Source organism: Mycobacterium sp. pR1184 (genome assembly GCF_041287235.1).
Classification (GTDB): Bacteria; Actinomycetota; Actinomycetes; order Mycobacteriales; family Mycobacteriaceae; genus Mycobacterium.
The window spans coordinates 36,038-60,141 of sequence record NZ_JBGGKR010000015.1 but is presented as its reverse complement, the minus strand read 5'-3'; the positions used below and the strand labels follow the sequence as shown (position 1 = coordinate 60,141).

At 67.9% G+C, this 24,104-nt stretch carries 27 protein-coding genes; 14 read left to right on the top strand and 13 right to left on the bottom strand.

Features of this window, described 5'->3' with window-relative positions:
* Positions 1–21 precede the first annotated feature (21 nt).
* Positions 22–1,995, bottom strand: coding sequence for a serine/threonine-protein kinase PknD (locus ACAG21_RS23180; protein ID WP_370498609.1), 1,974 nt, complete (start codon positions 1,993–1,995; stop codon positions 22–24).
* Positions 1,996–2,245: 250 nt separating this feature from the next.
* Positions 2,246–2,578 carry a DUF732 domain-containing protein gene (locus tag ACAG21_RS23175; RefSeq protein WP_370498608.1) on the bottom strand — a complete coding sequence of 111 codons (333 nt, stop codon included), beginning with the start codon at positions 2,576–2,578 and terminating at the stop codon, positions 2,246–2,248.
* 81 nt (positions 2,579–2,659) lie between these two features.
* Here ACAG21_RS23175 and ACAG21_RS23170 point away from each other — a divergent pair, with 81 nt between their 5' ends.
* On the top strand, positions 2,660–3,694 hold the full coding sequence (locus tag ACAG21_RS23170; RefSeq protein ID WP_370498607.1) for a polysaccharide deacetylase family protein: 1,035 nt from the start codon (positions 2,660–2,662) through the stop codon (positions 3,692–3,694).
* Here the strand turns inward: ACAG21_RS23170 and ACAG21_RS23165 are convergent.
* Together ACAG21_RS23165 and ACAG21_RS23160 are read right to left on the bottom strand one after the other, a co-directional pair.
* A complete protein-coding gene (locus tag ACAG21_RS23165; RefSeq protein WP_370498606.1) occupies positions 3,691–4,797 on the bottom strand; it encodes a glycosyltransferase family 4 protein in 1,107 nt (368 codons plus the stop codon). The two genes, ACAG21_RS23170 and ACAG21_RS23165, sit on opposite strands and share 4 nt — an antisense overlap.
* Positions 4,798–4,843: 46 nt before the next feature.
* Positions 4,844–5,527, bottom strand: coding sequence for a GAP family protein (locus tag ACAG21_RS23160; RefSeq protein ID WP_370498605.1), 684 nt, complete (start codon positions 5,525–5,527; stop codon positions 4,844–4,846).
* Positions 5,528–5,717: 190 nt separating this feature from the next.
* On the opposite strand from ACAG21_RS23160, the gene ACAG21_RS23155 reads away from it, so the two are divergent.
* The 3 genes from ACAG21_RS23155 to ACAG21_RS23145 are packed head-to-tail and all read left to right on the top strand — an operon-like array spanning position 5,718 to position 7,963.
* Positions 5,718–6,878 carry a glycosyltransferase gene (locus tag ACAG21_RS23155; RefSeq protein WP_370498604.1) on the top strand — a complete coding sequence of 387 codons (1,161 nt, stop codon included), beginning with the start codon at positions 5,718–5,720 and terminating at the stop codon, positions 6,876–6,878.
* A gap of 33 nt (positions 6,879–6,911) precedes the next feature.
* Entirely contained in the window at positions 6,912–7,259 is a 348-nt protein-coding gene (locus ACAG21_RS23150; RefSeq protein WP_370498603.1) for an ArsR/SmtB family transcription factor, read from the top strand.
* Positions 7,256–7,963, top strand: a complete 708-nt coding sequence (locus tag ACAG21_RS23145; RefSeq protein WP_370498602.1) for a cation transporter — start codon at positions 7,256–7,258, stop codon at positions 7,961–7,963. Before ACAG21_RS23150 ends, ACAG21_RS23145 begins: the two co-directional genes overlap by 4 nt.
* Positions 7,964–7,997: 34 nt before the next feature.
* On the opposite strand, the gene ACAG21_RS23140 is transcribed toward ACAG21_RS23145, so the two are convergent.
* From ACAG21_RS23140 to ACAG21_RS23130, 3 genes are all read right to left on the bottom strand, one after another.
* The gene (locus tag ACAG21_RS23140) at positions 7,998–8,651 is read right to left on the bottom strand and encodes a hypothetical protein (protein WP_370498601.1); all 654 of its coding nucleotides are present in this window, start codon (positions 8,649–8,651) and stop codon (positions 7,998–8,000) included.
* Between the two features lie 167 nt (positions 8,652–8,818).
* Complete coding sequence (locus ACAG21_RS23135) at positions 8,819–9,751, bottom strand: cytochrome c oxidase assembly protein (RefSeq protein ID WP_370498600.1); 933 nt, start codon at positions 9,749–9,751, stop codon at positions 8,819–8,821.
* Between the two features lie 31 nt (positions 9,752–9,782).
* Complete coding sequence (locus tag ACAG21_RS23130; RefSeq protein ID WP_370498599.1) at positions 9,783–10,157, bottom strand: DUF732 domain-containing protein; 375 nt, start codon at positions 10,155–10,157, stop codon at positions 9,783–9,785.
* A 90-nt stretch (positions 10,158–10,247) separates the two neighbouring features.
* Here ACAG21_RS23130 and ACAG21_RS23125 point away from each other — a divergent pair, with 90 nt between their 5' ends.
* The gene (locus ACAG21_RS23125; RefSeq protein WP_370498598.1) at positions 10,248–10,856 is read left to right on the top strand and encodes a hypothetical protein; all 609 of its coding nucleotides are present in this window, start codon (positions 10,248–10,250) and stop codon (positions 10,854–10,856) included.
* A gap of 7 nt (positions 10,857–10,863) precedes the next feature.
* Here the strand turns inward: ACAG21_RS23125 and ACAG21_RS23120 are convergent, their stop codons facing one another.
* Complete coding sequence (locus tag ACAG21_RS23120) at positions 10,864–11,205, bottom strand: DUF732 domain-containing protein (protein ID WP_370498597.1); 342 nt, start codon at positions 11,203–11,205, stop codon at positions 10,864–10,866.
* A 120-nt stretch (positions 11,206–11,325) separates the two neighbouring features.
* Between ACAG21_RS23120 and ACAG21_RS23115 the strand changes: the two genes are divergently transcribed.
* From ACAG21_RS23115 to ACAG21_RS23105, 3 genes are read left to right on the top strand one after another with little or no spacing between them, the layout of a single operon-like run.
* On the top strand, positions 11,326–12,093 hold the full coding sequence (locus ACAG21_RS23115) for a Clp protease N-terminal domain-containing protein (protein ID WP_370498596.1): 768 nt from the start codon (positions 11,326–11,328) through the stop codon (positions 12,091–12,093).
* Positions 12,094–12,147: 54 nt separating this feature from the next.
* The gene (locus ACAG21_RS23110; RefSeq protein WP_096291019.1) at positions 12,148–12,666 is read left to right on the top strand and encodes a hypothetical protein; all 519 of its coding nucleotides are present in this window, start codon (positions 12,148–12,150) and stop codon (positions 12,664–12,666) included.
* Positions 12,654–13,202, top strand: coding sequence for a GNAT family N-acetyltransferase (locus ACAG21_RS23105; protein ID WP_370498595.1), 549 nt, complete (start codon positions 12,654–12,656; stop codon positions 13,200–13,202). Before ACAG21_RS23110 ends, ACAG21_RS23105 begins: the two co-directional genes overlap by 13 nt.
* On the opposite strand, the gene zapE is transcribed toward ACAG21_RS23105, so the two are convergent.
* Positions 13,180–14,256 carry a cell division protein ZapE gene (zapE, locus tag ACAG21_RS23100; RefSeq protein ID WP_370498594.1) on the bottom strand — a complete coding sequence of 359 codons (1,077 nt, stop codon included), beginning with the start codon at positions 14,254–14,256 and terminating at the stop codon, positions 13,180–13,182. The two genes, ACAG21_RS23105 and zapE, sit on opposite strands and share 23 nt — an antisense overlap.
* Before the next feature lie 34 nt (positions 14,257–14,290).
* Here zapE and ACAG21_RS23095 point away from each other — a divergent pair, with 34 nt between their 5' ends.
* The 4 genes from ACAG21_RS23095 to msrB are packed head-to-tail and all read left to right on the top strand — an operon-like array spanning position 14,291 to position 18,465.
* Entirely contained in the window at positions 14,291–15,070 is a 780-nt protein-coding gene (locus tag ACAG21_RS23095) for a pyrimidine reductase family protein (protein ID WP_370498593.1), read from the top strand.
* Between the two features lie 9 nt (positions 15,071–15,079).
* A complete protein-coding gene (locus ACAG21_RS23090; protein WP_370498592.1) occupies positions 15,080–16,660 on the top strand; it encodes an alpha/beta fold hydrolase in 1,581 nt (526 codons plus the stop codon).
* A gap of 20 nt (positions 16,661–16,680) precedes the next feature.
* Positions 16,681–18,027 carry an arabinofuranan 3-O-arabinosyltransferase gene (gene aftC / locus ACAG21_RS23085; protein ID WP_370498591.1) on the top strand — a complete coding sequence of 449 codons (1,347 nt, stop codon included), beginning with the start codon at positions 16,681–16,683 and terminating at the stop codon, positions 18,025–18,027.
* Between the two features lie 27 nt (positions 18,028–18,054).
* Positions 18,055–18,465: a peptide-methionine (R)-S-oxide reductase MsrB gene (gene msrB, locus ACAG21_RS23080; RefSeq protein WP_370498731.1), complete on the top strand. Its 411-nt coding sequence runs from the start codon at positions 18,055–18,057 to the stop codon at positions 18,463–18,465.
* Between the two features lie 84 nt (positions 18,466–18,549).
* On the opposite strand, the gene ACAG21_RS23075 is transcribed toward msrB, so the two are convergent.
* From ACAG21_RS23075 to hemE, 4 genes are read right to left on the bottom strand one after another with little or no spacing between them, the layout of a single operon-like run.
* Positions 18,550–19,302: a class I SAM-dependent methyltransferase gene (locus ACAG21_RS23075; protein WP_370498590.1), complete on the bottom strand. Its 753-nt coding sequence runs from the start codon at positions 19,300–19,302 to the stop codon at positions 18,550–18,552.
* A 28-nt stretch (positions 19,303–19,330) separates the two neighbouring features.
* On the bottom strand, positions 19,331–20,026 hold the full coding sequence (gene hemQ / locus ACAG21_RS23070; protein ID WP_370498589.1) for a hydrogen peroxide-dependent heme synthase: 696 nt from the start codon (positions 20,024–20,026) through the stop codon (positions 19,331–19,333).
* 5 nt (positions 20,027–20,031) lie between these two features.
* Positions 20,032–21,408 (bottom strand): protoporphyrinogen oxidase, encoded by a 1,377-nt coding sequence (locus tag ACAG21_RS23065; protein ID WP_370498588.1) that lies wholly within the window; start codon positions 21,406–21,408, stop codon positions 20,032–20,034.
* On the bottom strand, positions 21,405–22,454 hold the full coding sequence (gene hemE, locus ACAG21_RS23060; RefSeq protein WP_370498587.1) for a uroporphyrinogen decarboxylase: 1,050 nt from the start codon (positions 22,452–22,454) through the stop codon (positions 21,405–21,407). The genes ACAG21_RS23065 and hemE overlap by 4 nt, the downstream gene beginning before the upstream one ends.
* 88 nt (positions 22,455–22,542) lie before the next feature.
* Here hemE and ACAG21_RS23055 point away from each other — a divergent pair, with 88 nt between their 5' ends.
* Both ACAG21_RS23055 and ACAG21_RS23050 read left to right on the top strand, forming a co-directional pair.
* Complete coding sequence (locus tag ACAG21_RS23055) at positions 22,543–23,337, top strand: enoyl-CoA hydratase/isomerase family protein (RefSeq protein ID WP_370498730.1); 795 nt, start codon at positions 22,543–22,545, stop codon at positions 23,335–23,337.
* A gap of 131 nt (positions 23,338–23,468) precedes the next feature.
* Complete coding sequence (locus ACAG21_RS23050) at positions 23,469–24,104, top strand: DUF3000 domain-containing protein (RefSeq protein WP_370498586.1); 636 nt, start codon at positions 23,469–23,471, stop codon at positions 24,102–24,104.

Below are 24,104 nucleotides of genomic sequence, written 5' to 3'. Positions count from 1 at the left end.
ACTCTTCACACGCCGCGTACTTCACTTCGCGGGCAGCTTGACGACCCGGTCGCCGGTGTAGTCGGTGACATAGAGGTTGGCGCCCTTGTCCACCGCGATACCGCTGGGGTGGTTGAGCCCGACGAAGGGCAGCACGCTCTGCTGCTGCGTCGCGGCGTCCATTTTGAGCACCCGGTTGTCGGTGTAGTCGGTGACGAAGATATCGCCCCCGTCGTCCACCGCGACACCGCTGGGATCGCCCGGGGTCAACAGGCCGCTGAACGGCACCACGCTCTGGCGGTTTGAGTCCGCCTCCAGCTTGACCACCCGGCTGTTGCCCGAGTCGGCGACGAACACGTTGCGCGCCTTGTCGAGCCCCACACCCTCGGGCGCGTTGAGCCCGGTGAACGGCAGCTCGATCGGGGTGCTCGAGCCGGCCGGCAGCTCCAGCACGCGATTGGCGTCGGTGTCGGCGAGATAGAGGGCGCCCGCGCTATCCGTCGCCACACCTTGGGGCCGGTGCAGGCCGCTGAACGGCAACACGATCGACGCGCTCGAGCCGGCCGGCAGTTTGAGCACGCGATTGTTGTTGGTGTCGGCGACATACAGGTTCCCGGTGCTATCCCCCGCCACACCCTCCGGCGAGTTGAGGCCGGTGAAGGGAAGTTCGATCGGAGCGTTGGCGCCCGGCGCCAGTTTGAGCACCCGGTTGTTCATGTCGTCGGCGACGTAGACGTTGCCGGCGGGGTCGACTTCCACATCCGCGGGATGGCCAAGCCCAGTGAACGGCAATGTGACCTGAGCGCCGTACGAAGGATCGCGATGTTGAGTGGATGGCTTGACGTCATGGGTCTCGAGGTGCCCGACGATGACGACGAAGGCGACCACGATGGCAGCCACCATCGCCAGCGCGGCTGGAGCCACGATGATCGGTCGGCGCCACCACGGGTGCCGCGCCGGGGTGTCGGCGTCGTCGGGCCACGGCTGCTTGAACGGTTCCAGATCGGACGATTCGTCGGCGGGTGCTGCTTCGACCGCGAGATACGAGGTGACCGGTGGCGGCGGCTCCGCACGATACGAACTAACAGGCGGCGCGGGCTCCGCGAGGTACCCGTTCGCGGCGGGGTTAGGCTCCGGCTCCGGTGCCGGCACGGGTTGTTCCTGCCCATCTGGCACCGGGTGTCTGACCGGTGCCCGCGTGGTCGCGGTGATGGCGTCGTGCGCGGCGTCGGCCAGCGCGACGGTGGTGGCATACCGGTTGGCGGGGTCTTTGGCCATGCCGGTGGCGATGACGTCGTCGAGGCGCGGGGTCACCCCGGGCCGGGTGATGGACGGCCGCGGCGGGGGCGTGCTCAGGTGCGCGGCGAACAGCCACGTATCCCCGGCGAAGGGCGGCTGCCCGGTCAGGCATTCATAGAGCACACACGCCAGCGAGTAGATGTCGGCGCGGGCGTCGGCCTCGCGGGCCCCGGATCGCTCCGGCGCCATGTAATGCCAACTGACGGCCTCGCTGTCGGAGTTCGTCAACCGCGACTCGTACCAGGGCGCCAACCGGGCGATCCCGAGATCGACGAGGTAGGCGAAGTCGTCGCGATCGATCAGGATGTTGGAGGGTTTGACATCGCCATGGACCAGGCCGATCTCGTGCACGGCGTGCAGCGCGTCCGCCACCTGCCCGATGATGCGCACCGCACGTGCCGGCTCGATCGGCCCATTCGCCAGCACCTCTTGCAGGTTGCGCCCGTCGATGAGCTCCATGTCGATGTAGAGCTGGTCGCCGATCTCGCCGTAGTCGTGGATGGGAACGATGTGCGGATTGTTCAGCCGTGCCGCCGCTGCCGCCTCGCGGCGGAACTGCTCCGCGATCGCCGGATCGGCAGCCAGCTGTGGCGGGAGCAGCTTGATCGCGGCAGTGCGATTGCCGGTCTCGGTGTCATGCGCGCGCCACACCTCCCCCGAATCGCCGCGGCCCAACAACTCCACGAGCCGGTAGCGACCGAACTCCCTACCCTCCACGGGCTCACCATACCCAGCCGGGCCGGTGTTTTGAGGTCAAGTTCTGCGTGCCTGTCGGTGGGCGGTCCCGGGTATCCGCTTCCCCCGCAGGGTTATTCGGATGCGTGCCACCCAGTGGATGCGCCGACGGGAGAGCGAGGGCCGCGCGAACGCGCACAGCAAACTTTCACGCACATAACATCACCGTCACCAAAATCGACGGCTGGCGAGCCGAGATGCCAGAAACGATGCCGAACCGGGCGTGGCCGGTCTAGGACTTGGGCGCTTTCTGGGCGTCGATATCCATGTCCGGGCAGAACGCCTCGACCGCGGCGAACGCGATCTGCTTGGTCTGCTGCTGGCTGTAGCCCATGTTCTGGATGCGCTGCAGGGCCTGATCCGGCGGGAGGATGTTGTTGCGCAGCTCGTTGCACAGATTCGTTCCGATGTGGACGATCGTCTCGTGGCTGGAGTAGTGGATGTTGTTCTGGTCCAGGTAGCTGATGTAGTCGGCAGTGTTTTCCGGGTCGGCGTTGGCGACTGCCGGCACTGAACACAGCAGTGCGGGCAGGGCGATGAAAGACGCCGCGAGTGCTGTTTTCATGGAACCGAGCATAGGATCACCCCCGAACTTCCAGGTGAACTATAGGCAAACGGTGGTACTCACGGCAGGGCTTAGCAAAACATGGCACGACCGAGCGACCTCGCCTCACCCGCGGCCCGAGCGACCGTCAAGAACATCGCGGCCGGGCTGCTCTGCACCGTCGGTGTACCGGCATTAGCCCGACGGCGCCACCGCGATTCGCTCGCGATCGTGATGTTCCACGGCGTGGAAGACCAACCGTTGTCGCCCGCGTGCTGGCATGTCCTGGACTTGGCGATGTATCGCCGTCAACTCGAATACATCCGCGACCACTTCAACGTCCTTGCACTCGAGGAGGCCCTGGAGCGGCTTGCCGCGGGGACGTTGCCGCCGCTCGCTCTGGCGATCACCTTCGACGACGGCACCCGCAACGTCGCCACGCACGCGGTCCCGGTGCTGCGCGAGCTGGGACTGCCCGCCGCGGTGTTCCTCGCGACCGGCCCGATGGACAGCGGCGAAACCCTTTGGCCCGACCGGCTTTGGCTCGCGATCGCACACACCACCGCGACCGAGGTCGATCTGACCGCCCTGGGACTGGGCGCTTGTTCACTGAACGGGACCGCCCGGCGCGGCGCGGTCTACGCGGCCGCGGTGCAGCGGTGCAAAGACCTGCCCGACGCGCAACGGATCGCGGTGCTGGACGACGCTTTCGGTGCACTGGGCGATCGCGACAGCGACGACGGCGGACCGTTTCGGATGCTGTCCTGGGATGAAGCGCGAGAGATGGCCGCCGACGGCTTGGTGAGGCTGTATCCGCATTCGGTCACCCATCCGATCCTGGCCCGCTGCGGGGACGACAAGGTCGAGCGGGAGATCGCGGAATCCTGCGCCGCCATTGAACGTGAAACTGGCCGAGCACCAACGGTTTTCGCCTACCCGAACGGCCGGGCGCAGGACTTCGACGCCCGCGCCCGCGACGTGCTGCGTGGCCGCGGTGTGCGCTGGGCGTTGTCGACCACACCGGGATTCGCCGACCGTCGTTGCGACCCAATGGCGTTGCCGCGGCTGGCGGTGGGCAGCAATTCGTCGTTCGACTACTTCCGGCTCATGGTCTGCGGCGGGCTGCCGCGCCGCTAGCGGCGACCGGCCTTCATTGCGGCGGCTGCCAGCCACACGTCGTGCAGGCCCGCTCGCCAGCGGGTGACGTCGAATTCGCACGCGCGCGCGTAGGCCGCCGCGGCCAGTCGATTGCGCAGCCCGACATCGACGATCAGCGACTTCAGTGCGTCGGCCAGCCCAGCGGCATCGCCCGGTCGGACCAGCAGCCCGTTCACCCCGTCGGTGACCACCTCCGGTATCGCGCCCACCGCGGTGGTCACCGGCACCACGCCGTTGGCCATCGCTTCCAGCACCGCCATCGGGAGGCCCTCGCTGTAGCTGGGCAACACGAAGATCGACGACTCGGCCAACAGCTGGTCGCGGCGCTCGGGGCCGACCCAGCCGACGACGTCGATCGTGTCGTCGAGTGCGTTGCTGCGGACGAACTCCCGCACCTCGTCCACTTCCCCATCGCCGGCGAGGGCGAGCCGAATTCCACTCCGAATCTTGTTGGGCAACATGTTGATCGCCCGGACCAGGTCATAACTCCCCTTATTGGACCCCAACCGGCCCAGCGACACCAGCCGCAACGGCTGCCCGTCACGCGGTGACGGGACAGTGGCGGGAAGGACCACCGGGTTGTAGAGAACCCGGATGTTGGCTTCGTCGACCCCCAGGCTGGACCGGAACCCCTCGAAGTGGGTACGACCGAGCACCACCGAATAGTCGGCGCGCAACGCCGCGCGCACGGCGCGGCGCTGGAGCCAGGACAGCTCGTCCAGCCATGCGAAGAAGTGGGAGCTGTGGCAATGAACGATGGTCGGAATGTGCCGACACCGTGCGACGAACAACGGCACGGACTTGCGGACGACGCTGCCGCGCAACGAATAGTGCACGTGCAGCACGTCGACGGAGCCGAACAACAGCAGGGCCGACGCCTTGAGCATGCCCGTGATGCCGGTCCACAGCTGCGCGGCGAGCGAGTCGTCGATGTAGGTGGTCACCAGGCGCACCTGAAATCGCGGATCGGTGTCCGCCAGCAGCAGGCGCATCATCGTCGCCATACCGCCGCGGCTGTTGGGCCCCGCCGGAGCATTCCCGATGAGCAGCACACGGATCGGACGACGGGCCGCTTCCGTCACCGGTGTGCCTCAACGTGCACCAGAGTTCTCACCGCTCAAGCTAGCCTCACCACAGGACGCTGCGGAACAGCAGAGCATCCGCCACGAGTCCGACACCGACGACCAGAAATAATATTCGCACCGAGATCGGACCGTAGCGAGTCAGGCCGCGCACGATGCCCCGCTGTATCCGGACGGCCCGCTTGGTCTTGCGAGTGGCGAGAAACAGGATCACCAGCGACGGCGTGAGTGCCAGCGTCCAGTAGGCGTAGACCAGCAGTGGCCACACCGGCGGCCGGGGATGCAGTGCCGCGAGCATGGCCAGCCCGGTGATGTAGGGAATCGAGGTCGGCGCCTGCCCGATGCCGACCGCGGCGCCGAGAATTCCGAGCAGCCAGGGGCGCTGCCGCATGGCCGCCAGCGCCCAGCCGGGCGCCGAGGTCTGCGCGGTCAACGGAAAGTAGGCCAGGCACATCAGCACCACACCCAGCACCAATTGGCCCCAAAAGTGAAGCGCCGGAGTAACTTTGAAGTCGACCGAGTGTTTCAAGACGCCAAGCCCGAGTACGGTACAGACGCCGAACGTCGTGGTGATCGCGAACAGCCCGGCGATAAAGCTCATGCCGCCCGGGATCGGTGAGCGGCGATCGAGTCGGCTGGCGTAGACGACGGCTGAGACAACGCCCACGTTGAGGACATTCAGCGAGTCGAGGAAGGCCAGACCGGCGAGCGCCAGCAAGAGAGCTTCCATGATCGCACCGAAGTTACTGCAACCGCCTGGACGTGACGACACAAAGGGGGGCGTTGGCCGTAGAAAAATGTGAAAATGCTAAGAATGCGGGGGTGCCCCGGGCCGTTGTCTTCCCGGGTTGCGCCCGGACGCCACGACCGCCAAGGTCGGACGGTCGACGTATAGGTATTCGCTCGAGTGAGGTCGCCCCGTGAAATTTGCGCTCGCCGGCTACGGCAGCCGCGGCGACATCGAGCCCTTCGCGGCCGTCGGCAGGGAGCTGCTGCGCCGGGGCCACGACGTGGCGATGGCGGTCACGCCCAACATGATCGGCTTCGTCGAGTCGGCCGGGCTGGCCGCCGGTGCGTTCGGGCCCGATCCGCCGCAGCACAAGGACTTCTCGCACACGACCCTGCAGAACCCGATCATGATGATGGCCGCGGTCACGGATCAGATCCGAGCGGCCTGGACGCAGTGGGGCGCGTCGCTGCTGGCGCTCGCGAACGGGGCCGACTTGGTGCTGACGGGCAAGAGCGAGCAGGGACTGGCCGCCAATGTCGCGCAGCACTACGGCATTGCGCAGGCCGCGCTGCACTTCTTCCCCGACGGCGCGGCTAAGACCAATGACATGCTGGCCGGCCTGGCGGCCGAGGCCGAAGACGCCCAGCGCGCCGAACTGGGCCTGACGCAGGCACCCGAATCGACCGCGCTGGAGATCCAGGCCTACGACAAGCTCTGCTTCCCGGGGCTGGCCGCGCAGTGGGCCCAACAGGGTCTGCGCCGTCCCTTCGTCGGCTCGCTGACTTTGGAGTTGCCGGCGGATGCCGACGGCGAGGCGTTGGCGTGGATCGAGGCCGCGACGCCGCCGATCTACTTCGGCTTCGGCAGCGGCGTGCGGGTCGCCTCGGCCGACACGGTCGCGGTGATCGCCGAGGCCTGCGCACAGCTGGGCGAGCGGGCGCTGATTTGTAGTGGCCCCAATGACTTCACCACAGCCGCGCACTTCGACCACGTCAAAGTCGTCGGCGAGGTGAGCCATGCGACCGTCTTCCCGGCGTGCCGCGCGGTCGTGCACCACGGTGGCGCCGGCACCACGGCAGCGGGCCTGCGGGCCGGAGTCCCGGCGTTGGTGCTCGGGCTCGGGGTCGACGATCAACAGGTCTGGGCCGAGACCGTGCAACGGCTGAAAGTCGGCTACGGCGGCGAATTTCGGACGACCACGCTGGATTCGCTGGTCGCGGCACTGCGCTGCATCCTGGCTCCGGAGTACACCACCCGGGCCCGCGCGATCGCGGCCCTGCTGGCCACACCGGCCGAAAGCATCTGTCGCGCGGCCGATCTCCTGGAAGAGGCAGCACGCGCTGGACGGTAGCGTCAATACAGCCACGGCTGTATTGTTCTGTGAATGCTGACGTGTGAGGCGCGGGAATCGGCCCTGGCCCGGTTGGGGCGGGCACTGGCCGATCCGACGCGTTGCCGAATTCTGGTGGCGCTGCTCGACGGCGTGCGCTACCCCGGCGAATTGGCGTCCCAACTCGGCCTGACCCGGTCCAACGTGTCCAATCACCTGTCGTGCCTGCGCGGATGCGGCTTGGTGGTGGCCAACTACGAGGGACGACAGGTCCGCTACGCGCTGGCCGACGCGCACCTGGCCCGCGCGCTGCGCGAGCTGGTTCAGGTGGTGCTCGCCGTCGACACCGACCAGCCCTGCCTCGACGAGCCCGCCTCCGGCAAGGCCGGTGCGCCGCGATGACCGATAGGGACGCCCCGCGTCCGGCCGGCCCCATTTTGCCGCTCTCGGCGCCGGAGGCCGACAGCTGCAATGCCGGATGCTGCAGCTCCGAGACCGCGAATCTTATTGAGCCGCAACGGCGTGCCGTGTTGTCGCGACGGGTGCGGCTGCTGGTCACGGCGACGATCAGCTACAACATCATCGAGGCGATCGTCGCGCTCTCGGCCGGGGCGGTGGCCTCGTCGGCCGCGCTGATCGGGTTCGGGCTGGACTCGGTCATCGAAGTCTCCTCGGCCGCCGCGGTCTACTGGCAGTTCTCCGGGCACGACCCCGAGGCCCGCGAGCGTGCGGCATTACGGGTCATCGCGCTGTCATTCTTCGCCTTGGCGATATATGTGACGGTCGAATCCATCCGGGCCCTGGCCGGCGGCCAGACCGCCGGATCCTCTACTGCCGGAATCATTTTGGCGGCCGTGTCACTGGTGGTCATGCCGCTGCTGTCGTACGCGCAGCGCCGCGCAGGGCGCGAGCTGGGTTCGGCCAGCGCGGTCGCCGACTCGAATCAGACCCTGCTGTGCACCTACCTGTCCGGCGTGCTGCTGGTAGGGCTGCTGCTGAACTACCTGTTCGGCTGGGCCTGGGCAGATCCGGTGGTGGCACTGGTGATCGCCGCGGTGGCGGTCCGGGAGGGCCGCACCGCCTGGCGCGGCGAGCACTGCTGCTGACTTAAATACGCCGCGCCACAGTATCTTTCGATGACTAACCGGGCAGCCCGGCCTTGATGGCCGCGTCCTGCTTGCGCGCCACGTCGAGCGCGATCTCCGGTGGCACCGGGTCGTTGGGCGCGCTCTCGAACTCGATCAGGGCGATGACCTTGCCTTCGCCGAAGATCACCGAGGTCTTGGCCTTGGCGCCGTCCGCCGCGGGCCCGGAAATGATAATGCCGCCGACGCCCACGTCGACCGGCGCCGGCGTTGCGCCCTTGATCGCACCGTTCTGCGGGTCGGTGTAGGACTTGGTGAGCGGGTCGCGATCCTTGTCCGCGGCAGCGGGGTCGGGGTAGACCAGCAGCGAGTCGACGATGCTGCGCGAGCCGGCCTGGTTGGTGAAAACACCCTCGATGCCGGGCGCCGGGTCGGTCAGCTGCCGCGTTTTGGGTCCGCTGAAGCTGTCGCCCGGCACGACGATGTCGGTGGGCTTGATCAGCAGGCTGCTGTAGTCCGACGGCTGCGCGGCGCCGCTGGTCGACGTCGCAGCGGCCGATGAGGAGGACGCCGCGGACGAACTCGTCGTCGACGATTTGGACGACGACGAGGGACTGGACGACTTGTCGTTGCCGCATCCCGTGACCGCGACGCCGACCACCAACGTGGTTGCCGCCAGACCGGCTGCCGCCACCGATACCTTCTTCACGATAGGCTCCCTTGACCGTCGTCCCGATTTGCTGGCGTCTCGCGCAACATAGCGGATGCTGGGTGAGTTTCCTGATTAACAAACCACACCCCGGCGCGCAGCGCTACCTCGAAAGTCGCCAGCGACATTGCGGGACGTGAACGGCGCCCCGATGGCTTGGGGCCCGCTCAGCCCCGGCGGAACCGTTCGCGCATTTGCGGGTCGTTCTCCCACCACAGCCCCGAGGCGGCGGCCTGTTCGCTTTCGACGGCTTCGGTGCGGTCCAGCTCGGCATCGACCTGGACGGCGTGCGCGCGTTCGTCGCGTGACAACGCCCGCATCAACAGCAGCACAAACGGCAACCCGACCACGTCGCCCAGGATCCACAGCACGCCGGCACCGATGGTCTGGTCGAGCCGCTGATCCGGCCCCCACGAGCGGTGCAACTGCGAGTAGTACGCCGCTGCGATCAACGAGCCCTGCCAGATGACCAGACCCAGCAGGCCATCGCCCAGGGTCTCGCCGACCGAGATCAGCAACGAGATCAGCTGAGAGTACCTGCGCGGCACGGGATCCGCCTGCAGTCGTGCGTAGAAGTAAGCAAACCCTATGATTACCAACACTATTCGGGTAGGCGCGCCGATCCATTGGTTTCGCAGAGCCGCGGTGTACCACGGCGTCAGGTAGAGCAGCCACGGCGTGGCCAGCATCGCCAGCGACGTCGTCAACGGATGTAGCAGCACTCGAGCCCATCGCGTGCCGAGCACCCGGTCGATGCGCTCGCGGCCGCCCGGTCCCGCCGCGTCCCGCAGGATGCTGATCGGTTTACCTTGCGCGAGAAAGAACGGCACCACATACAGCAACAGCAGTACCTGCAGCGCCCGCATCCAGAACAGAACGTAGGCGTAGCTGCCGATCGCGCTGAGGGTCGCCAGAGCCCACGCAGCAATGCCGGCGCCGAAACATCCGGCCTGCACGACGGATCGGCTGGCGCCGCGGGCCCTGCGGTAGCACCACGCATAAGTGCCCGCGAGCGACATGATCACGATCGCGGAGGTGGGGTCCAGATACCAGGTCTGGACCAGGGCGCCCCAGGTCAGCGGGCCCGGATCGACGGGCATGGCCCAAGCGTATTGCGTCGTGCGCCGGCGGTTAATCGCCTGCGGCGCCCTCGGGCTTGGGTCCGCGACCTTCGCCGGTCAGGTACTTGGGGCAATACGAGCCGGCCGCAATGGCCGTGAACTTGGCCGCGCCGTTGTCGGCAAATCCCGGATTGTGCAGCTGCAGGTTGTTGACGATTTCCTGATCCGAATGTCCCGCGTCGACGAGCTCACATACCGTCTTGCCGGCCGAGATCGCGGCGGCCGGGTCCTGGAAGGTGAGCCCGGCGTCTTTGAGCTCCTTGAGGAAGAGTGCATCGGCGGCTGGGTCCGGGGCGGGGCTGGGACTCGGGCTGGGGTCGGCGTGCGCCGGAACCGCCAGGACAATCGTGAAAGCAAAGCTGAGCAGCATCACGAGACGTCTCATAACTTCCGAATTGTCCCAGAGTTGCCGGGAACACGCATCCCGCCTAGTCGCCCGGGCGAGCCGAGTGCGAATGGTGTTGGCTAGGACGACGTGGCTGCCATCTTGATCGTTCTCGATGTCTTTATCGGCATCATCGCCGTGGTCGGGCTGTTCTTCACGTGGAATCAACTGCGGGCACGCCGTCGACGGTCGGGTGCCAAAGGCGTCGTGCTGGTCGTCGATCGGCTCACCCCGCGCCGAAAGAACATCGCCCGCCTGCAAGTGAGCCTGCGCATGGTCGGACCCACCGTGCGTTACGAGGTGGGCCTCGATCTGGAAGCAGACGGCAAGGCGTTCGACGTGTCAACGCCCAAGCCCGCGATGCGGCCGTCGATGAGCTGCGAGGACGCCGAAATGTCTTGGGGCTTCGAGATTCCCGAAGACGAGCTCGACAATGTCTGGGTCATCGCCTCGTGGATGTCGACCGAGAACGCCGACCTGCGGATGGCCGCGCTGGCGTCGAACCTGGGCACGGCGCAAACCTACGAGTGGAGATGGGCGGCCGACTTTCGCGTCTCACGCGCCGGCCATTGGCGCAGGCGCCGCGGCCCGACGACTCCCCCACGCACCGTGGCCGGTATGGGGCCGCTGGAACTGGGCCGGCCACCCGGCCGAGGTCGCGCAGCGGGGCCCATCGCCGAGCCCTCCGATCAGGAGTAACGCGTCGTTATTGACCAGCGCTGGTCGAGGTAGCAGTCGTCGCAGGGGTGCGCGGCAGCGACGCGGGGCAGTACGCCGTGGCCGCAATCGCCGCGAACTTCGCCGCGTTCTCCTCGCGCAGTCCGGGGTTGCGGTCTTCCACGGTCTTGACGACGTCCACCATCTGCGTGCCCTGGCCGACCGCCTGGCACACCCACTTGCCGGCCGCGATCGCCCGGCCCGGGTCCGGGAAGGTCACGCCGGAGGCCGTCAGCGCGGCGAGGAATTGGTCATCCATGGCGTCGGCGTACGCCGGGGCGGCCGTGCCGACCATGGCGACGGCGCTTACCAGCAGCAGGAGGCGTCTCATAGCCCCATGATCGTCGCAGACCAGCGGCGAATTCGCATCCCGCCGCCGCGGTGATTCCGCACTACCACATCGTCAACCCACGGTTGACACTGGCGCCTTCGTCAACCTAGTGTTGACGGTATGCCCGAGCCGACTCCGGTCGCCTATCCCGTCCGCCTCGACGAACTGATCAACGCGATCAAGCAGGTGCACAGCGATGCCCTCGATCAGCTGGCCGACGCCGTCCTGGCCGCCGAGCATCTGGGCGAGATCGCCGACCACTTGATCGGGCATTTCGTCGATCAGGCCCGCCGCTCCGGGGCGTCGTGGACCGATATCGGCAAGAGCATGGGCGTCACCAAACAGGCCGCCCAGAAACGGTTCGTGCCGCGCCCCGAGCCCACCACCCTGGACCCGGCACAAGGCTTCGGACGCTTCACCCCCCGCGCGCGCAACGCCGTCGTGGCCGCCCAGAACGCCGCGCACCAAGCCGGCAGCAGCGAAATCACGCCCGCCCATCTGCTGCTCGGCCTGCTCACCGATCCGGCCGCGCTGGCCACCGTGTTGCTGTTGCGCCAGCACGTCGACATCGCGGCCCTCCACGCGGCGGCCACCCCAGCGGCCGAAGCCGGGTCCGGTCATCGGCAGCCGGAGCTGATCCCGTTCAGCGGCCTGGCCCGCAAGGCACTCGAGCTGACCTTCCGCGAAGCACTGCGGCTGGGCCACAACTACATCGGCACCGAACACGTATTGCTGGCGCTGATCGAACTCGAAGACGATGCCGGTCCGCTGCACCGATCCGGCGTCGACAAGGACCGGGTGGAGTCGGATCTGATTGCCGCACTCGAGTCGCTCGTCGGCGACAAACGGGCTGCGGCGACCGACCCGAGCCCTGGTCAGCAAGGCTGACCAGGCGGTGCTAACCCCTCCCGCCGGGCGCAGCCGATGTGCGATTATTCGAAGATGCGCCGCTGGCTGATTGTCCTGTCGACCTTGCTCATCGCCGCCGCGAGTACGGCCGGCGTCGCCGCCGGGCGTGCGTGGGCGCAGGACGCGCCGATCGGTCACATCGGCGACACCCTGCGGGTGGACACCGGCACCTACATCGCCGACGTCACCGTCAGCAGCGTGACGCCCTGCGATCCGCCGCCCGGGTTCGGCTACACCCGCAGCGGGGTTCCGATCAAGAGCTTCCCCGGCAGCACCCCTAACCGCGCCGACGTGACGGTCCGCGCGATCCAGGTGCCCAACCCGTTCATCATGGCGACCGCGTTCAGCTTCGACGGGGTGACGCCGTTCGCCGACGCCTACAAGCCGCGCGCCTCCGATGCACCCGACGCCTTGGACAACGTGCTCACCAACGCGCCGAACGGCGCGATCGTGCGCGGCGGGGTGTATTGGGACGCCTACCGCGATCCCGTCTCCAACGTCGTGCTGCTGGACCGCAAGACCGGCAAGCACCTCGCCCAGTGGAACCTCTGACGCTTGCCGTCCAGCGCGCCACGACGGATTCCGTCGATGTCACAGAGCTGGCTAACGTTGCGGCCCTTACCTTTCCATTGGCATGCCCACCCACGGCAACGCCCGAGAACATCGCTTCCTTCGTCGGCGCCAACCTGTCGCCTGAGCGCTTCCGCGCCTATCTCGCTGACCCGCAGCGGGCCATTCTCACCGCGCGGCGCGACGACCGGATCATCGGCTACGCCATGCTTGTTCACGGCGTCTCCGACCACCCGGGCGTCCAGCAAGCGGTCGAAATCCGGCCGGCCGCAGAGCTATCCAAGCTATACGTGCTTCCCGACTACCACGGCAGCGGGGCGTCGGCGGCGCTGATGGAAAGCGCGCTGGCGGTCGCGGCCGACTGGCACGTGCGCTGCGTGTGGCTGGGAGTCAGCAAGGCAAACCAACGCGCACAACGCTTTTACACCAAGAGCGGATTCAAGATCAACGGCAGAAGGACGTTTCAAGTCGGCGATCACCTGGAAAACGACTACGTCATGATCCGCGAGGCTGGGTAGCCGCGGCCGTCAGCGCCAACAACCGAGAGGTGGCCCGCAAGTACTTCTTTCGGTAGCCACCGGCCAGCATCTCCGCACTGAAGATGGTGTCCAGTTTCGCGCCGGAGGCCACCACCGGAATGCCGACGTCGTACAGGCGATCGGTCAGCGACACCAGTCGCAGCGCCACGTTCTGGTCGTCGATGCCGTGCACGCCGGTCAGGAACACCACCGTCACACCCTCGATCAGCGTCAGGTAGCGCGACGGGTGCATGGTCGCCAAATGCGCACAGAGGGAATCGAAGTCGTCCAGCGTCGCCCCGGCCACGTCGGCAGCGCGGGCGATGACCTCGTCGTCGGACGGGGGCGGCGGCGCGGGCGGCAGGCCGCGGTGCCGATAGTCCGGGCCCTCGATCCGCACGGTAGTGAAAATGCTTGCCAGCGTGTTGATTTCGCGCAGAAAATCCTGAGCGGCAAAGCGCCCCTCCCCCAGCTGCTCGGGCAGCGTGTTGGAGGTGGCGGCCACCGACACCCCCCGCTCGACCAGCGACGACAGCAGCCGCGCGATCAGCGTGGTGTTGCCGGGATCGTCGAGTTCGAATTCGTCGATGCACACCGCGGTGTAGTCGGCCAGCAGGTCGATGCATTCGCTGAACCCGAACACCCCGGCCAGCTGGGTCAGCTCCCCGAACGTCGCGAATGCCTTGGGATGCTCCGGCATCCCCGGCCCCGACCCGGGCAGGTCGTAGTAGGCCGAGGCCAGCAGATGCGTCTTGCCGACCCCGAATCCGCCGTCCAGGTAGATGCCCACGCCGGGCAACACGGCCGGCTTACCGAACAGCTTCCGCCGACCCGCACGCCGCTGGACGGCTTCGCGGCAGAAGTCCTGGCACGCCACCAGGGCGGCGGCCTGGCTCGGTTCCGCTGGATCCGGGCGATAGGTCCCGAAGCTGACGTCGGCGAACGTTGGCGGAGGCCGCAATTGGGCGATCAGCCGCTGCGGCGACACGCTCGGATGCCGATCCACCAGATGGTCCACCCGCGCGAAACCATCGGCGGACGTGGACCCGTGCATGCGAAAACTCTAACGGCGTGCTGCAATCGTCCTCATGCCCGAGCCAGGCACCGGCAGAGCCGCCGACATCTCGTTGACCCTGCTCGGATCGGGGCGCGAACTCGACGACGGTGAACTCCCCCGGCTCTACGCCTACCCGGACGGGGACCAGACCTGGGTACGGGCGAATTTCATCACCAGCATCGACGGCGGCGCCACCGCCGAGGGCAAGAGCGGCTCGATGGCCGGGCCCGGTGACCGGTTGATCTTCCTTCTGCTGCGCGAGCTCGCCGACGTGATCGTCGTCGGCGCGGGCACCGTGCGGATCGAGGGCTATTCCGGCGCGCACGCGGGCATCGCCGAGCGACAACGCCGGCAGGCCCGCGGGCAAACCGAAGTGCCGCAATTGGGCATCGTCACCAGATCCGGCCGCCTGGATCGGGAGATGGGGGTGTTCACCCGCACCGAGGTGCCGCCGCTGGTGCTCACGTGCACGGCTGCGGCCGACGAGACCCGCCGCCGCCTGGGCGACCTGGCCGAAGTGATCGACTGTTCCGGACACGATCCCGACGACGTCGACGAGGGCGCGCTGCTGGCGATCCTGCGGGCCCGCGGAATGCGTCGGGTGCTGACCGAAGGCGGGCCGACGCTGCTGGGCGCGTTGCTGCAGCGGGATCTGCTCGACGAGTTGTGCCTGACGATCGCGCCGTTTGTGGTCGGCGGGCTGGCCCGGCGCATCGCGACGGGTCCCGGTCAGGCACTGACCAAGATGGGCTGCACCCACATCCTGCGCGACGACGCCGGCTACCTGTACACGCGCTACGTGCGGGCTTAGCCGGGCGGCATGGCTACTGTGGTCGGCATGAGTCGGCACATCCGGTCCGCGACCACCCTGGTCGCGGTCGCCGTGCTACTGACCGCCTGCGTTCCGGGCCTGGCCGCCGACCCGCGCTTCGCCACCAACTCCGGTGCCCGGCCACAGGGCGCCGCCACGACGAAGCCGCCGCCGCCCGGTCCGCCGCCGATTGCCGTCCCCAAGAACGACTTGTCCTGGCGCGACTGCACGTCGAAGGTGTTCAACGACGCCGGCGTGCGTAACGCCCCGGCCGGCGTGCAGCTGGACTGCGCGAACTACGACGCCGATCTGGATCCGGTCAACGGCGGATCGGGGACGGTGTCCGTCGGCGTGGTGCGGGCCCGGTCGAATCAGACCCCGAAGGACGCCGGCCCGGTCGTCTTCACGACGGGCTCGGACCTGCCGTCGTCGGCGCAGCTGCCGGTGTGGCTCGCCCGGTCCGGCAACGATCTGCTGCAGGCCCACCCCATCGTTGCCGTGGACCGCCGCGGCATCGGCATGTCGGCCCCGATCGATTGCCGGGATCGCGCCGACCGCCAGTCGATGCGCGATCAGACGCAATTCCAGAGCGGCGACGACCCGGTCGCCAATCTGTCCGACATCTCCAACAATGCGACGACGAGTTGCACCGACGCGATCGCGCCGGGTGACAGCGCCTACGACAACTCGCATGCCGCTTCGGACATCGAACGTCTGCGCAGCCTCTGGGACGTGCCGGCGGTCGCGTTGCTCGGCATCGGCAACGGCGCCCAGGTCGCGCTGACCTACGCGTCGTCGCGCCCCGACAAGGTCGCCCGGTTGATGCTCGACTCGCCAATCGCATTGGGCGTCAACGCCGAAACGGCGGCCGAGCAACAGGTCAAGGGCCAGCAGGCCGCGCTCGACGCGTTTGCTTCGCAATGCATCGCGGTGAACTGCGCGCTGGGTCCCGATCCCAAGGGCGCGGTCAGCGCGCTGCTGGCTGACGCCCGGGCCGGCCGGGGGCCCGGCGGCGCCTCGCTGGCCGAGGTCGTCAACGCGATCACCGTCGCGCTGGGTTTCCCGTCCGGCGGCCGCGTCAACGCCACGACGAGCCTGGCCGGCGCGCTGGCCGCGGCCCGCTCCGGCGACACCAGCCAGCTGACCAGCTTGATCACCCACGCCGATGCCACCCAGGACACCGACGGTCAGTTCGTCAGCTCCTGCAGCGACGCGATCAACCGTCCGACCCCGGACCGGGTCCGGGAACTCGTGGTCGCCTGGGGCAAGCTCTATCCGCAGTTCGGCACGGTCGCCGCGCTCAACTTGGTCAAGTGCGTGCACTGGCCCACGATCTCGCCGCCGGCACCGCCGAAGGAGCTCAAGGTCGACGTCGTGTTGCTGGGCGTGCAGAACGACCCGATCGTCGGCTCCGAAGGCGTGGCCCAGACTGCGGCCACGATCATCAACGCGGGCGCGGCCAGCCGGCGGGTGATGTGGCAGGGCATCGGCCACGGGGCGAGCATCTACACGCCCTGCGCGATCCCGCCGTTGGTCGGCTATCTCAACAGCGGCAAGCTGCCCGGAACCGACACATACTGTCCCGCCTGAGCTGACGGCCCTGCGCCGCGGTGTACGGTGCGCTGGTGACGGCAGCTAAACCGACTCCGACCGGCCTGCGCGATTGGGTGCTGGCCGCCTTCCGTCCCCGCTCCGGGCCCCCCAGCACCGCGACGATTCTGCGGTCCGCGCTGTGGCCGGTGGCCATCATGTCGGTGTTGCACCGCAGCATCGTGCTCACCCTCAACGGCAATATCACCGACGACTTCAAGCCGGTGTACCGGGCGGTGCTGAACTTCCGCAACGGCTGGGACATCTACAACGAGCACTTCGACTACGTCGACCCGCACTACCTGTACCCGCCGGGCGGCACGCTGTTGATGGCGCCGTTCGGATACCTGTCCTTCAACCCGTCGCGGTACCTGTTCATCCTGATCAACACCGTGGCCATTCTGATCGCCTGGTATCTACTGCTTCGCCTGTTCAAATTCACGATGTCCTCGGTGGCGGCGCCCGCGCTGCTGCTGGCCATGTTCTGCACCGAGAGCGTGACCAGCACGCTGGTGTTCACCAATATCAACGGCTGCGTCCTGCTGGCGGAGGTGCTCTTCCTGCGCTGGCTGCTGGACGGGAAGCTCGCCCACCAGTGGTGGGCCGGCCTCGTCATCGGACTGACGCTCACGCTCAAACCCGTGCTGGCCCCGCTGCTGCTGTTGCCCCTGCTGAACCGCCAGTGGCGGACGCTGGTGCCCGCGGTCGTTGTTCCGGTCGTCGTCAACGTCATCGCGTGGCCGTTGGTCGCCGACCCGATGGACTTCGTCACCAAAACGCTGCCGTACATCGGTGGCACCCGGGACTACTTCAACAGCTCGATCGAGGGCAACGGCGTGTACTTCGGCCTGCCCACCTGGCTGATCGTGTTCATGCGAATTCTGTTCATCCTGCTGACAATCGGCGCGCTGTGGCTGCTGTACCGCTACTACCGCACCCGAGACCCGCTGTTCTGGTTCACCAGCTCGTCGGGAGTGCTGCTGCTGTGCTCCTGGCTGGTGCTGCCGCTGGCCCAGGGCTACTACTCGATGATGCTGTTCCCGTTCTTGATGACGGTGGTGCTGCAGAACTCGCTGATCCGCAACTGGCCGGCCTGGCTCGGGATCTACGGCTTCATGGCGCTGGACGATTGGCTGATCTACAGGTTCATGCGGTACGGCCGCGCGCTGCACTACCTGAAGATCACCTACGGCTGGTCGCTGCTGCTGATCGTCGCGTTCACCGTGCTGTACTTCCGCTACTTGGACGCCAAGGCCGAAAACCGGCTCGAGGACGGCATCGATCCCGCCTGGCTGGCGTCCGAGGGCGAGCACGACGCGGCGATCGCCAGCGCGGCGCAGCCGGGCGCGGCGGGTCACCTCCATTAGCGCTAGCGTGGAGACATGACTTCCGACGTGTCGCAGCCCAAATTGCAGCTGACCGACGACGAGTGGCGCAAGAAACTGACTCCCGAGGAGTTCGCGGTGCTGCGTCGCGCCGGTACCGAGCGCCCGTTCGTCGGTGAGTACACCGACACCAAAGCGGAGGGCGTCTACGAGTGCCGGGCCTGCGGGGCAGAGTTGTTCCGCAGCACGGAGAAATTCGACTCGCACTGCGGCTGGCCGTCGTTCTTCGATCCGGCCAATTCGGATGCGGTGATCCTGCGGCCCGACCATTCGATGGGCACGACGCGCACCGAGGTGCTCTGCGCGAACTGCCACAGCCACCTCGGTCACGTGTTCGCGGGCGAGGGTTACCCGACGCCGACGGATCAGCGCTACTGCATCAACTCGATCTCGCTGCGCCTGGTGCCGACCGGGGCCTGATTACCCGTCATTACCCGTCTGCGAGTGTGGACCCGACGACGCTGAATCGGCGTGTCGCGTCGTGAGATTCACACTCGACGCGCCTTAGTCCACCCGCGTTGCGTGGACTTCCCAGAACGGAGCATGGACCCGGCCGCCCTTCAGCCAGGGCTCCATCGCGCGGTACCGCTTCAGCATGTCCTCGGCCTGCTCGGCCATCTCGGGGTTGCGCTTGGCCATCATCTCGATGCTCTCGGCGCTGACGTTGACCTGGTAGGTGGTCGTGCCCAGGTAGGTGATCTCCCAGCCGGCGACCGGAAGCACATCACGAAAGTCCTTCTCGGACAACGAGCGCATCATGGTAAACCCGTTGACGTCGTGGGCGCCGAATTCGAACATGTAGAGCCGCGCGCCCGGCTTGGTGGCCCGCCGCAGCGCGTGCGCGTAAGTCTGCGCGAGCTCGGGCTCGCTGCTGAAGGTGTGGTAGAACGCGCAGTCGACCACGGTGTCGAAGCGGTTCTCCAGCCCTGCCAGCTTGGTGGCATCTGCCAGCTCGAAATTAACTGCTACACCGGCCTTTTGGGCGTTTTCGCGAGCCCGCTCCAGAGCGCTGGCCGACCCGTCGATGCCGGTCGACGAGTAGCCCTTGGACGCGTAGTAGATGGCGTGGTGGCCCGGCCCGGTGCCCGGATCGAGCACCTCACCCTTGATCGCGCCGAGTGCGACCAGCTGCTGGACCACCGGCTGCGGGCCGCCGATGTCCCACGGTGTCGCGGTGGGCAGGCCGTGCGACGTTCGCTCGTCGCGGTACATCTCTTCGAAACGGGCGGGATCGGTCGGGTCGAAATCGGTTGTCATATATCCCCCTTCGCTTCCGGATCGCCCGTCAGGGCAGTGCGTTCACCAGCTGCTCGATGGACACCCGCGGCCCGGTGAAGAACGGCGTCTCCTCGCGGGTGTGCCGGCGGGCGTCGGTGGCGCGCAATTCGCGCATCAAGTCGACGATGCGGTGCAGTTCGGGCGCCTCGAAGGCCAGGATCCATTCGTAGTCACCGAGCGCGAACGCCGGAACGGTGTTGGCGCGGACGTCCTTGTACTCGCGGGCGGCCATGCCGTGTTCGGCCAGCATGCGGCGGCGTTCCTCGTCCGGCAGCAGGTACCACTCGTAGGACCGCACGAACGGATACACGCAGATGTAGGCACCGGGTTCCTCGCCGGCCAGGAACGCCGGGATGTGGCTCTTGTTGAACTCCGCCGGCCGGTGCAGCGCCACACTGCTCCACACCGGCGCGCTGACCTGGCCCAGGGTGGTGGTACGGCGGAAATCGGAGTAGGTGGCTTGCAGCGCCTCGACGCGCTCGGCGTGCGTCCAGATCATGTAGTCGGCGTCGGCCCGCAGTCCGGCGATGTCGTAGAGGCCGCGCACCACGACGCCGCGTTCCTCCTGCTGCTTGAAAAACCGGGTGGCGTCGTCGATCACGTTATCGCGCTCCGCCCCGAGCTCGCCGGGCTCCACCGAGTACACCGAGAACATCAGGTAGCGAATCGTGGCGTTGAGGGCGTCAAAGTCGATCTTGGCCATGAGACCTATCGTGCCACTTCCGGATTCGAGGGCTCGGTGGCCCTGATCACACGCTCGACGGCCTTGCCGGCCGCACCGATACAGGCCGGCACACCGATCCCGTCCAGATAGCTGCCCGCCACAGCCAACGTCTCCGGCAGCCCGGCTCGCAGCTGCGCGACCACCTCGGCGTGCCCCGGCCCGTACTGCGGCATCGCCTCGATCCACCGCTGCACGCGGGCGTCCACCGGCTCGACGGCCAGCCCGAACACGGTGAACAGGTCGTCGACCGCCCAGGCCCGCAGCTCCTCGTCGGAGGCGGTGGCGGCCAGCTGATCGCCGAATCGCCCGAACGACATCCGCAGGAATTGCAGGTCACCCGGGATACCCCATTTGCGCGACGACAGGGTGATCGCCTTGGCCCGCAACTGCTCACCGCTGGCGGCCAGCACACCCGAGCACTGCGGGAAGGCCGTATCTGCGGGCACGGCGAGCGCCATCACCACCGCCGACGCGCTGGTGATGCGGCGCGCGGCGGCGACCGTCTCCGGTGCCACGCCCTCGAGCAGGCGCGCCAGCCGCGGGGCGGGAATCGCCAGGATCACCGCGTCGGCAGTCCAGGCGGCGCCGGTGTCATCGCGCAGCGCCCAGCCCTGTCCGGCACGCTCAAGCCGGTTCACCGCGGCGCGAACCCACCGCGGCCGGGCACGCGCGACCAGCTCGTCGAGCAGCACCTGATAGCCGCCGGCCAGCGCCCCGAACACGGGCGCGCCCGTGGCCGGCGGCAACCCCTGCCGTACCGCCTCGGTCAAGCTGGTGGCGCCGCGGTCCAGGGCAGCCGCCACGCTGGGGGCCGCGGCGCGCAGCCCGATCGTGGCCGCCGAGCCGGCGTATACCCCGCTCAGCAGCGGGTCGACGGACCGCGCCACGGTCTGCTCGCCGAACCGGTCGCCGACCAATTCGGCTGCGGCCGGGTCGCTTCCGGGCTGCCAATCCAGTGGCCGGCCCGGTTCGGCGTCGATGCGCGCGACGGTGGCGTCGTCGACCAGTCCGGCCACCGACACGGCCGATGAGGGAATTCCGGCCACTGTGCCCGCCGGCAGCGGGTGCAGCTGTCGCTGGCTGTAGATCAACGGCCGGGCACCGGTGGTGCCGAGCTGACGATCGGACAGGCCCAGCTCGGCCAGCAGTGCCGGCATCTCGGGCCGGCGCAGCACGAACGCCTCGGCGCCCAGGTCCATCGGCCGCCCGCCGAGCTGCTCGGTGCGCAAGATCCCGCCGAGCCGATCGCCCGGATCGAACAGCGTGATGTCCGCGTCGTCCCCCGCCGCCATCCGCAGCCGGTAGGCCGCGGTCAGGCCGGAAATCCCGCCGCCCACAACACAATACGACCGCGCGGTCATAGCGAGTGGACCAGCGACACCAGATCGGTCAGCACGCCCGGATCGGTCTCGGGCAACACTCCGTGACCGAGATTGAAGACGTGGCCACCGGCTCCGGCGTCGATCGCGCGACGGCCGTCGTCGACGACCCCGCGCGCCGCGCGTTCCACCACCGGCCAGCCCGCCAGCAACACCACCGGATCGAGGTTGCCCTGCAGCACCGTGCCGGGCCGCACCCGGGCGGCGGCGTCGGGGAGCGAGGTGCGCCAATCGACGCCGACGACCGTGGGGCCCGCTTCGCCCATCGCGCCCAGTAGTTCCGCCGTCCCGACCCCGAAATGTGTCATCGGCACGCTGTATTCGGCCAGGGCCGCGAACACGCGGGTGCTGTGCGGCAGCACGTATTGGCGGTAGTCGGCCAGCGACAACGTTCCCGCCCACGAGTCGAACAGCTGGATGGCGTCCACCCCGGCGCTGATCTGGCCGCGCAGGAATTCCACGGTGAGATCGGTGAGCTTCGACATCAGCGCGTGCCAGCTGGCCGGCTCGGCCAGCATCAGCGCCTTGGTGCGGGCGTGGTTGCGGCTCGGCCCCCCCTCGACGAGGTAGGACGCCAGCGTGAACGGCGCACCGGCGAAACCGATCAGCGGCACCGCGCCCAGCGCGTCGACCAGCAGCGAAACCGCCTCGCAGACCGGCTGAATCGCCTGCGGCTCAAGCGGTTTCATCGCCTGGATATCGGCATCGGTGCGGATCGGGTGTGCGATCACCGGCCCGACGTCGGCGACGATGTCCAACTCGATGCCCGCGGCGCGCAGCGGAACCACGATGTCGGAGAACAAGATCGCGGCGTCGACGTCATGGCGGCGGATCGGCTGCAGGGTGATCTCGCAGACCACCTCGGGCTGCAGACACGCCGCCAGCATGCTGTGGTGTTGACGCAGCGCGCGGTATTCGGGCAGCGAACGCCCGGCCTGCCGCATGAACCACACCGGCACCCGGCCGGGTTTGCGGCCGGTGACGGCCGCCAGGTAGGGCGACTCGGGAAGGTCGCGGCGCGTACTCATCGATCTCAATGCTGCCACGGGGGCCCGACGGCGGCCCCTGGAGCACCTGGCCACGCTGCGTAACATCAACCCGGTGTCAGTCGCACCGATCTCCGTCAACTACGACGAATTCCCCAGCCTGCGCTTCGAACACGGCGAGAACGGCGTCCTGACGGTGGTTCTCGACGCCCCCGGGCTGAACTCGGTGGGGCCGCAGATGCACCGCGATCTCGCCGACGTCTGGCCGGCCATCAATCGCGACCCCGATGTGCGGGCCGTCCTGATCCGCGGTGAGGGCAAGGCGTTTTCCTCCGGCGGCAGTTTCGACCTGATCAGCGAAACCATCGGCGACTACGACGGCCGGCTTCGCATCATGCGCGAGGCCCGCGATCTGGTGCTCAACATCATCAATTTCGACAAGCCGATGGTCTCGGCGATCCGGGGGCCCGCCGTCGGCGCCGGCCTGGTGGTGGCGCTGCTCTCCGACATCTCGGTGGCCGGGCGGACCGCCAAGATCATCGACGGGCACACCAAGCTCGGAGTGGCCGCCGGCGACCACGCGGCGATCTGCTGGCCGCTGCTGGTCGGCATGGCCAAGGCCAAGTACTACCTGCTGACCTGCGACACCCTGCTGGGCGAGGAGGCCGAGCGGATCGGCCTGGTATCCATCTGTGTCGACGACGACGACGTGCTCTCGAAAGCGACCGGCATCGCCAATGATCTGGCGCAGGGGGCCCAAAACGCGATCCGGTGGACCAAACACAGCCTCAACTACTGGTATCGCATGTTCGCGCCCGCCTTCGAGACGTCGCTCGGCCTGGAATTCTTGAGTTTCAGCGGCCCCGACGTGCAGGAAGGGCTGGCCGCACATCGCGAGAAGCGCCCGGCCCGGTTCAACGACTGAATAGCCCCTGAGCAGGCTAAACACCGAATGAAGACGACGTGACACAACCTGGTAACAGCTTGGTCGCGACGGGTTTGGAAATCGGCGCGCCTGTCGCGGCGTGTCGGGCCATAGGTCTAGCGTCGAACGCTGTGACCCGCGCATACGACGATGCGGAGCAGGAGCGACGAGCAGGAGTTGCGCCAGTGACCTCAGTCGAACCAGGCCCGTTCCGCGAGGCGGTGGCGGCCATGAACGCCGTTAATGCCCGGCCGGAGATCGAGCTGGGCCCGATCCGGCCGCCGCAGCGCTTGGCGCCCTTCAGCTACGCGCTGGGGGCCGAGGTGAAGCACCCCGATCTCGAGATCGTCCCCGAGCGGTCGGAGGGCGATGCGTTCGGCCGGCTGATTCTGCTCTACGACCCCGACGGCGCCGACGCCTGGGACGGCACCACCCGCCTGGTCGCCTACATTCAGGCCGACCTGGACTCCAGTGAGGCCGTCGATCCCCTACTGCCGGAAGTCGCGTGGAGCTGGTTGGTCGACGCGCTGGAGGCCCGGACGGACCAGGTCACCGCCCTGGGCGGCACCGTCACCGCCACCACGTCGGTGCGTTATGGCGACATCTCCGGCCCGCCGCGAGCCCACCAGCTCGAGCTGCGGGCCTCCTGGACCGCGACCACACCCGCTGTCGGCGCGCATGTCGAGGCATTTTGCGAGGTGCTGGAGCACGCAGCGGGCCTGCCGCCGGCCGGGGTCACCGACCTGAGCTCGCGGTCACGCGCCTGA

Bases quoted from the DNA above. Each gene is read 5' to 3' on its own strand.
- ACAG21_RS23175 (WP_370498608.1), bottom strand. From the start codon at position 2,578: ATGAAAACAGCACTCGCGGCGTCTTTCATCGCCCTGCCCGCACTGCTG.
- ACAG21_RS23170 (WP_370498607.1), top strand. From the start codon at position 2,660: ATGGCACGACCGAGCGACCTCGCCTCACCCGCGGCCCGAGCGACCGTC.
- ACAG21_RS23160 (WP_370498605.1), bottom strand. From the start codon at position 5,527: ATGGAAGCTCTCTTGCTGGCGCTCGCCGGTCTGGCCTTCCTCGACTCG.
- ACAG21_RS23150 (WP_370498603.1), top strand. From the start codon at position 6,912: ATGCTGACGTGTGAGGCGCGGGAATCGGCCCTGGCCCGGTTGGGGCGG.
- ACAG21_RS23145 (WP_370498602.1), top strand. From the start codon at position 7,256: ATGACCGATAGGGACGCCCCGCGTCCGGCCGGCCCCATTTTGCCGCTC.
- ACAG21_RS23135 (WP_370498600.1), bottom strand. From the start codon at position 9,751: ATGCCCGTCGATCCGGGCCCGCTGACCTGGGGCGCCCTGGTCCAGACC.
- ACAG21_RS23130 (WP_370498599.1), bottom strand. From the start codon at position 10,157: ATGAGACGTCTCGTGATGCTGCTCAGCTTTGCTTTCACGATTGTCCTG.
- ACAG21_RS23120 (WP_370498597.1), bottom strand. From the start codon at position 11,205: ATGAGACGCCTCCTGCTGCTGGTAAGCGCCGTCGCCATGGTCGGCACG.
- ACAG21_RS23115 (WP_370498596.1), top strand. From the start codon at position 11,326: ATGCCCGAGCCGACTCCGGTCGCCTATCCCGTCCGCCTCGACGAACTG.
- ACAG21_RS23110 (WP_096291019.1), top strand. From the start codon at position 12,148: ATGCGCCGCTGGCTGATTGTCCTGTCGACCTTGCTCATCGCCGCCGCG.
- zapE (WP_370498594.1), bottom strand. From the start codon at position 14,256: ATGCACGGGTCCACGTCCGCCGATGGTTTCGCGCGGGTGGACCATCTG.
- ACAG21_RS23095 (WP_370498593.1), top strand. From the start codon at position 14,291: ATGCCCGAGCCAGGCACCGGCAGAGCCGCCGACATCTCGTTGACCCTG.
- ACAG21_RS23090 (WP_370498592.1), top strand. From the start codon at position 15,080: ATGGCTACTGTGGTCGGCATGAGTCGGCACATCCGGTCCGCGACCACC.
- ACAG21_RS23075 (WP_370498590.1), bottom strand. From the start codon at position 19,302: ATGACAACCGATTTCGACCCGACCGATCCCGCCCGTTTCGAAGAGATG.
- hemQ (WP_370498589.1), bottom strand. From the start codon at position 20,026: ATGGCCAAGATCGACTTTGACGCCCTCAACGCCACGATTCGCTACCTG.
- ACAG21_RS23065 (WP_370498588.1), bottom strand. From the start codon at position 21,408: ATGACCGCGCGGTCGTATTGTGTTGTGGGCGGCGGGATTTCCGGCCTG.
- hemE (WP_370498587.1), bottom strand. From the start codon at position 22,454: ATGAGTACGCGCCGCGACCTTCCCGAGTCGCCCTACCTGGCGGCCGTC.